Source organism: Endozoicomonas sp. ALB115 (genome assembly GCF_049310245.1).
GTDB lineage: Bacteria > Pseudomonadota > Gammaproteobacteria > Pseudomonadales > Endozoicomonadaceae > Endozoicomonas.
On record NZ_JBLYZG010000185.1, the window covers coordinates 1 to 1,298 of the forward strand.

Consider the following 1,298-nt stretch of genomic DNA (forward strand, 5'->3'; position numbering starts at 1 on the left):
ATCGGTTTGAAGGAAAGACAATGGACGATCATGCAGATTTTGGGCAATTTTTACGAGTCGGTGTATTCCTGATAGGGGTGGTGAAAGGCAGTTCCTAACCAAATGAAATTATATTTTCTGGCTACTTATGATTTCGTTTGTAGTAATGCCATCAGCATACCGGCCAGCCAGTTGAACTGGTTTTCCTTTCGGTTGAGCATCCACTCATCATGAATTGTCCATTTAGCCCTGGCGTCCACCGCCGCTGCAAAATGGGGTTTCCGTAGCAGGAACCTTCTTATTATTTTTTTGTCCAAAATTTCCTGACACCGGCATTCATAAATCAGGCATGGATGATCAAATGGACAAAACAATAAATGAAGTTATCAATTATCACTCCTTGCCAAGTCAAACAGTAACCCACTCTTTACCACACCAGGTGGGAAACATAAGGAAAATATCGGATTTTTCCGATGGACAGGCAAAGCTTCAGCAATCTTCAGCAAAGCGATCAAGATTAATTGAACCTCAAAAAGTCCCAATGCCTGATTTAGGACAAAGGCCTGCCGCTGCCTGTCAAGTTACCTCTCACTTTCAAAGCGATCACTCCACCGCCCGCTCAACGGATCAGGAAGCGGCCCATCAGAGCCTGAGCACCGGTGAGTTCTATTTTGCCAATACTCCGTTAACCCAACAGCGAATTATTGATCAATTACGCCATGAACAGCCTGCAACCTATTGCATTCGCGCGCTGGATGATCTGGAAAAACAGGGCCTGATGCAACAAACCTGGCTAGAGGGCGGCCAATTAAAAAAAGCGGAAGGCCGACTGTTTACGGATGAGCCGATGACCCTGGTGTTTGACCTGACCGCCATGACACCCGGTGATATTGCCAGCTTTAATGACCTCCTTCAGGTGTGCCCCAAGTGTAACGATAAACCACTGGGCGACCAAATCCGGCGGGTATTTCTGGTCAACCACGGGATGCTGGACGGAAGTAAGCCCGCCAACCCCGACCTCTGGCGCAGATTAGGACAAATGCCGGAAAAGGCCGTACCAGAAGCCGACTGCTATATTGCTGATTCGGTGACCGATGAAACCTTGCTGGCACAAAAAACCACGGAAGATATACCGGCCAATGCCCTCCGCGTCACCATCAACTTTGCCACCACCGACAACTGGTACCATCAACTGTTTGGTGGTATCACCCTCAATGATCGGGGTCGCCTGGTTTTTTCTGAAGGGGCTTTGGCCAACCTGAAAGAGAATACCCACCTTGTGCTTAACAATGCACCCTGGGAAGACACTGGCTTCCAGG

Annotated in this window: 1 protein-coding gene; it reads left to right on the forward strand. The window is 48.5% G+C overall.

The window, feature by feature from the left end:
- Window positions 1–520 precede the first annotated feature (520 nt).
- A partial coding sequence (locus ACO6VE_RS24520; protein ID WP_422464121.1) for a hypothetical protein occupies window positions 521–1,298 on the forward strand: 778 nt, incomplete at its 3' end.